This is a genomic window from Streptomyces sp. NPDC001617, assembly GCF_053596855.1.
The window spans coordinates 47,095-53,463 of sequence record NZ_JBSFHA010000076.1 but is presented as its reverse complement, the minus strand read 5'-3'; the positions used below and the strand labels follow the sequence as shown (position 1 = coordinate 53,463).

The 6,369-nt window shown below is 70.5% G+C and carries 4 protein-coding genes and 1 pseudogene; 2 read left to right on the top strand and 3 right to left on the bottom strand.

Annotation, left to right across the window (positions count from 1 at the left end; genetic code table 11):
* Nucleotides 1–96 precede the first annotated feature (96 nt).
* Nucleotides 97–1,194 (bottom strand): annotated as a pseudogene (gene gcl, locus ACWC09_RS39695) (glyoxylate carboligase); the annotation flags it as partial.
* Between the two features lie 192 nt (nucleotides 1,195–1,386).
* Between gcl and ACWC09_RS39690 the strand changes: the two are divergent.
* Nucleotides 1,387–2,097 (top strand): hypothetical protein, encoded by a 711-nt coding sequence (locus ACWC09_RS39690; RefSeq protein WP_450855918.1) that lies wholly within the window; start codon nucleotides 1,387–1,389, stop codon nucleotides 2,095–2,097.
* A gap of 30 nt (nucleotides 2,098–2,127) precedes the next feature.
* Here ACWC09_RS39690 and ACWC09_RS39685 read toward each other — a convergent pair whose 3' ends face one another.
* Together ACWC09_RS39685 and ACWC09_RS39680 are read right to left on the bottom strand one after the other, a co-directional pair.
* On the bottom strand, nucleotides 2,128–3,714 hold the full coding sequence (locus ACWC09_RS39685) for an AMP-binding protein (protein WP_450855917.1): 1,587 nt from the start codon (nucleotides 3,712–3,714) through the stop codon (nucleotides 2,128–2,130).
* Nucleotides 3,711–5,384 (bottom strand): AMP-binding protein, encoded by a 1,674-nt coding sequence (locus tag ACWC09_RS39680; protein ID WP_450855916.1) that lies wholly within the window; start codon nucleotides 5,382–5,384, stop codon nucleotides 3,711–3,713. The genes ACWC09_RS39685 and ACWC09_RS39680 overlap by 4 nt, the downstream gene beginning before the upstream one ends.
* Nucleotides 5,385–5,530: 146 nt before the next feature.
* On the opposite strand from ACWC09_RS39680, the gene ACWC09_RS39675 reads away from it, so the two are divergent.
* Nucleotides 5,531–6,364, top strand: a complete 834-nt coding sequence (locus ACWC09_RS39675) for a response regulator transcription factor (protein WP_450855915.1) — start codon at nucleotides 5,531–5,533, stop codon at nucleotides 6,362–6,364.
* Nucleotides 6,365–6,369 lie beyond the last annotated feature (5 nt).

Here is a 6,369-nt window from a genome sequence, read left to right as displayed (position 1 = left end):
GAAACGTCTGGAGACAGGCGCCCCCTTGTGGTCGGTGTACAGGTGGTGCATGGCTGTCGTCAGCTCGTGTCGTGAGATGTTGGGTTAAGTCCCGCCGTCGAAGTGCGTACGGCGCTGGAGAGTCGCCTTCTTCTCCTGCGCCGAGGCCGCCCACACCGAACGGTCGGGGAGCCTGCCGTCCGCCTTCAACTCCCTTGCCACCTCGACGAAGAGCTCCAGCGCGGCCTTCGCGTCGGACGCGATGCCGTAGTCCGGGGCGAAGATCCTGCCGATCTGGGTCGGCTCGATGTCGACGTGGACGAACCTGCGGCCGGCCGTGTAGACGTCCAGCTTGCCGGTGTGGCGGTTGGCCCAGCGGTTGCCGATGCCGAGGACGAAGTCGGACTCCAGGAAGGTCGCGTTGCCGTAGCGATGCGAGGTCTGCAGGCCCACCATGCCGGCGTTCAGCTCGTGGTCGTCGGGGAGCAGACCCCAGCCCATCAGGGTCGGGACCACCGGGGTGCCGGTCAACTCGGCGAACTCGACGAGGAGTTCGGCCGCGTCCGCGTTGATGACACCGCCGCCGGCGACGATCAGCGGCCGCTCGGACTCGTTCAGCAGCCCGAGCGCCTTCTCGATCTGGGCGCGGGTCGCGGTCGGCCTGTACGCCTGGAGCGGCTCGTACGTCTCCGGGTCGAACTCGATCTCGGTGAGCTGGACATCGATCGGCAGGTCGATCAGGACCGGGCCGGGACGGCCGGAGCGCATGAGATGGAAGGCCTGCTGGAAGACGCCGGGGACCTGCGCGGCCTCCAGGACGGTCACCGCCATCTTCGTGACCGGCCCCGCGATCGAGGCGATGTCGACCGCCTGGAAGTCCTCCTTGTGGATCACGGCGGTCGGGGCCTGGCCCGTGATGCACAGGATCGGGATGGAGTCGCCGATGGCGGAGTACAGACCGGTGATCATGTCGGTGCCGGCGGGGCCGGAGGTGCCGATGCAGACGCCGATGTTGCCCGCGCGGGTGCGGGTGTAGCCCTCGGCCATGTGCGAGGCGCCCTCGACATGGCGGGCGAGGGTGTGGTCGATGCCGCCGGAGGCCTTGAGCGCCGCATAGAAGGGGTTGATCGCCGCGCCGGGCACACCGAACGCGTTGCTGACGCCCTCCCGCTTGAGGATCTCAACTGCCGCGCGGGCAGCGGTCATACGTGCCATCGAGTTCTCCTGCCTCGGCTGTCGGATTCGCACGCCCGTCGCGCCCCGCGGTGAGCTCTTCCGTGTTCGACTTCCCTGCCGCTCCCGCAGCTATTCCGTATTGCGGAAACTATTTTCTACTATCTGGAAGCAATGTAGGTGGGTGAAGGAAGGCCGTCAAGAGAGGGACAAGCGGGGGTCCGCCGGTGCACGATGAGGGCCATGTCCGAGAGCGTCCCGGTGCGCTGCCCGGCCTGCCGGCGCGAGCACCTCTACACGGCGCCGTCGTATCCGTGCGTGTGCGGGGCACCCGTCACCCCGCCGCTGGACCGCCACGGCACGGCGACGGCCGTCACCCACGCCGTCTGGGAAGAGGACTGGATCACCCTGCGCTGCGACACCTGCGGGCGCCGGGACGAGTGGCCGCGCCCGGAGCTGGGGTGCCCGTGCGGGACGGTGCTGCGGGTGCCGGTGGCCCAGAACGCCGCCGCGACGGATGCCCGCACCGAGAAGGCTCCGGACCCGGAAGGACAGGGGCGGCGCCGCCCCCGCTTCCAGCCCGTCACCATCCGCACGGCACGCGACGCGGTGACGGCCGCCGCGATCTATCTGCGCTGGCTCGGCTACAAGGACATCCGCCGCGCCGACCAGCGGCCGCCGTCCGGCATCGGCATCGCGGCCCGCGGGCTGCTGGCCCAGGTCGACCCGACGGTGCGCCCGGCCTCGGTGCGGGACGTGGAGTGCCTGTGGCTCACGGCCATGACGGAGTCCGCGGGCTGCGTCTACTTCTCCCTGGCCGGCTACGCGGGCGACGCCCGGGCCCGCGCGGACGCCCTGGGCGTCCCGCTGTTCGTCCTGGACCCGACGGGGACGCCGCAGCCGGTGAACAGCGTCGCCGACGACATGGATGCCGCCGGGGCATGAACCCCGGCGGCATCCCGTACAGAGGCGTCCTCAGACCCCGTACTTCTCCCTCAGCTCCACCTTTCGCACCTTCCCCGACACCGTCATCGGGAAGGCCTCCAGGATCCGCAACCGGCTCGGCACCTTGTAGTGCGCCAGCCGCCCCTCGCAGAACGCGCGCAGTTCCTCCAGCGTGAGCGGGTCCGCCGGGTCCCTCGGGATCACGCAGGCCAGGACCTCCTCGCCGTACCGCTCGTCGGGGACCCCGACGACCTGGACGTCCTGGATCTTCGGGTGGCCGTACAGGAACTCCTCGATCTCACGCGGGTAGATGTTCTCGCCGCCCCGGATGATCATGTCCTTGATGCGGCCGACGATCTCGACGTAGCCGTCCTCGCGCATGACGGCGAGGTCTCCCGTGTGCATCCAGCGGCCGGGGTCGACGGCCTCCGCGGTCTTCTCGGGCTCGTTCCAGTAGCCGAGCATCACGCTGTAGCCGCGGGTGCACAACTCGCCCGCCGTGCCCCGGGGTTGGGTCACTCCGGTCGCCGGGTCGACGACCTTCACCTCGAGGTGCGGGAGGACCCGGCCCACGGTGCCGGTGCGATGTTCCAGGTCGTCCTCGCGCCGGGTCTGGGTGGAGACCGGCGACGTCTCCGTCATGCCGTAGCAGATCGACACCTCGGACATGTTCATCTCGGCGACCACCCGCTTCATCACCTCCACCGGGCAGGGCGAGCCCGCCATGATGCCGGTGCGCAGCGAAGTGAGGTCGTACGCCGCGAAGTCGGGGAGGTTCAACTCCGCGATGAACATGGTCGGTACGCCGTACAGCGAGGTGCAGCGCTCCTGCTGGACGGCCTCCAGCGTGGCCTTCGGGTCGAAGGACGGGGCCGGGATGACCATGCAGGCACCGTGCGAGGTGGCGGCCAGGTTGCCCATGACCATGCCGAAGCAGTGGTAGAACGGGACCGGGATGCACACCCTGTCCTGCTCGCTGTAGGCGATCATCTCCCCGACGAAATAACCGTTGTTGAGGATGTTGTGGTGGGAGAGGGTCGCCCCCTTGGGGAAACCCGTCGTGCCCGAGGTGTACTGGATGTTGATCGGGTCGTCGCAGGACAGGTCCGGGTACGGCGCCGGAGTCCCGCGGGCGATCAGCGCGTCCCAGCTCGGGTCGGCGATGTAGACCGTCTCCCTCAACTGCGGGCATTTCCCGCGCACTTGCTCGACCATCGCCCGGTAGTCGCTCGTCTTGTGGCTGAGCGAGGCGAACAGCAGGGAGATCCCTGCCTGGCCCAGGACGTACTCCACCTCGTGCGTCCGGTACGCCGGGTTGATGTTCACCATGATCGCGCCGATGCGCGCGGTGGCGTACTGGACCAGCACCCACTCGGGGCAGTTGACCGCCCAGATCCCCACCCGGTCGCCCTTGGCCACACCGCTCGCGAGCAGCGCGTACGCCAACCGGTCGATGTCGGCGGCGAATTGGGCGTACGTCCAGCGCCGCCCCGACTCCACGTCGACCAGCGCCTCGCGGTCCGGCCAGGCGGCGACGGCCCGGTCGAGGTTGGCGCCGATCGTGTCGCCGAGCAGCGCGGTGGTGCCGGTCCCGTGGGTGTACGACAGTTCCGTCATCGGAAGTCCTCCTCGCGGTACTCGGCGGTCGAGCCGGCCGCCGTGGCCTCACGCAGCTCGATGCGGCGGATCTTGCCGGAGACGGTCTTGGGGAGCGCGGCGAACTCCAGGCGGCGGATGCGCTTGTAGGGGGCGAGGACCTCGCGGGAGTGCTCGAAGAGCACCTTGGCCGTGTCGGGACCCGGCTGCCAGCCCTCCGCCAGCACCACATACGCCTTCGGCACGGCGAGGCGCAGCTCGTCCGGCGCGGGCACGACGGCCGCCTCGGCCACCGCCTCGTGCTCCAGCAGGGCGCTCTCCAGCTCGAAGGGGGAGATCTTGTAGTCGCTCGCCTTGAAGACGTCGTCGGCCCGGCCCACGTAGGTGATGTAGCCGTCCTCGTCACGCGAGCCGATGTCGCCGGTGCGGTAGTGGCCGCCGGCCATCGCCTCCGCCGAACGGTCCGGGTCGCCGTGGTAGCCGGTCATCAGGCCGACGGGCCGCGCCGACAGGTCCAGGGCGATCTCGCCCTCGGTGGCGCCGGGCGCGCCGGTCACCGGGTCGAGGAGCTCGACCTTGTACCCCGGGCTCGGCCGTCCCATCGAGCCGGTCTTCAGCCGCTGCCCCGGACTGTTGGCGACCTGCACCGCCGTCTCCGTCTGCCCGAAGCCGTCCCGGATGGTCACACCCCAGGCCCGCCGCACCTGCTCGATGACCTCGGGGTTGAGCGGCTCCCCGGCGGCCACCACCTCGCGCGGCCTGTTCCGCAGCTGGGTCAGGTCGGCCTGGATCAGCATGCGCCACACGGTCGGCGGGGCGCAGAAGGTGGTGACGCCGGCCCGGTCCATCTCGGCCATCAGCCGCCCCGCGTCGAAGCGCGTGTAGTTGTGGATGAAGACGGTCGCCTCCGCGTTCCACGGGGCGAAGAGGTTGGACCAGGCGTGCTTGGCCCAGCCGGGCGAGGAGATGTTCAGGTGCACGTCGCCGGGCTTGAGGCCGATCCAGTACATGGTCGCCAGGTGGCCGATCGGGTACGAGGTGTGGGTGTGCTCGACCAGCTTGGGGCGGGCCGTCGTGCCCGAGGTGAAGTACAGCATCAGCGGGTCGTCGGCGAGGGTGGGGCCGTCGGGCAGGAACTCGGCGGGGGCGACGTACGCGTCCTCGAACGGCTCCCAGCCCTCCTCCGGGAGCCCGCCGACGGAGATGCGGGTGTAGGCGCCGGGCACGTCGTCGAACTTGGCGGTGTCCTCCGCCCGCACGATCACATGCTTGACCCGGCCCCGGTCGACGCGGTCGCGCAGGTCGGCGGGGCCGAGCAGCGGAGTCGCCGGGATGACGACCGCGCGCAGCTTCATCGCGGCCAGGGCGGTCTCCCACAGCTCGACCTGGTTGCCGAGCATGACGAGGATCCGCTGCTCGGCGCGGACACCCCGGTCCTTCAGCCAGTTCGCCACCCGGTCCGAGCGCTCGGACATCTCCGCGAAGGAGACCCGGACCTCGGTGCCGTCCTCCTCGACGATGTGCAGGGCGGTCCGGTCGTTGCCGTCGGCGATGACGTCGAACCAGTCGAGCGCCCAGTTGAAGCGCTCGGGGCGGGGCCAGCTGAACCCCTCGTATGCCTTCGCATAGTCCTCGCGGTGCTCCAGCAGGAAGTCCCGCGCGCTCCGGAAGCCTTCCGTCGCCGTCGTCATCGTGCGTCCTCCTCATACCGGACCATTGCCGGGCGGCTCTCTGCCATCGTGTAATCCGTGATGCAGGTCTCACTACCCCCGAACGGGGGTGCGTCGTGGGAAACGGGCCCCGGGACAGGGCCCACACTGCGGGAAAGGGCGAGCAGGTGACAGCAGACACGGCCGGTGCCGTGGAGATACGCAGCGCGCTGGTGCGGCTGCGGCGCACGACCGGGCTGCCGGTCGCCTTCGGCGGGCTGGTGGAGCCGGGGCGGCAGCACGTACGCATCAGCGAACTGAACGGCAACACGACCTCCGCGCTCAGCGGACTCCCGGTGACCTCGGGGAACGGACTCGGCGGCCGGGCGGTCGCGTTCGCCCGCCCGTGCGCCGTGACGGACTACTCCTCGTCGCGGCAGATCAGCCACGAGTACGACATCCCGGTCGCCATGGAGGGGCTGCACTCGATCCTGGCGGTTCCGGTGGTGGTACGACGCCGGGTGCGCGGTGTCCTCTACGGCGCCCTGCGCACACCCCAGCCGCTGGGCGACCGCACGCTGGACGCGGCGATGGAGGCCGCGCGCGACGTCGAGCAGGCGCTGGTGGTCCAGGACCAGACGCGGGAGCTGCTGGCGGAGGCCGCCCGGGCCGAGCCTCGGAACGCGACGGCAGGCGCCGCTTGGGAGCAGGTGCGGGAGGCGCACACGGCGCTGCGGGCGCTGGCCCCGCGGATCGCCGACCCGACACTGCGGGCCGAACTGCTGGACGCGTGCGAGCTGCTGACGCCGGAGATTCCCCCGGCGGCGGTGCGTCTGACACCTCGTGAGCTGGACGTTCTGGCCTGTCTGGCGGCCGGCGCGACGAACGCAGCCGCGTCGGAGCGGCTGGCGCTGCGGCCGGAGACGGTGAAGAGCTATCTGCGCTCGGCGATGCGGAAACTGGGTGCGCACACGCGGGGTGAGGCGGTCGCGGCGGCGCGTCGCTCGGGGCTGCTGCCGTAGCCGTC

Bases quoted from the DNA above. Each gene is read 5' to 3' on its own strand.
- ACWC09_RS39680 (WP_450855916.1), bottom strand. From the start codon at position 5,384: ATGACGACGGCGACGGAAGGCTTCCGGAGCGCGCGGGACTTCCTGCTG.
- ACWC09_RS39690 (WP_450855918.1), top strand. From the start codon at position 1,387: ATGAGGGCCATGTCCGAGAGCGTCCCGGTGCGCTGCCCGGCCTGCCGG.
- ACWC09_RS39685 (WP_450855917.1), bottom strand. From the start codon at position 3,714: ATGACGGAACTGTCGTACACCCACGGGACCGGCACCACCGCGCTGCTC.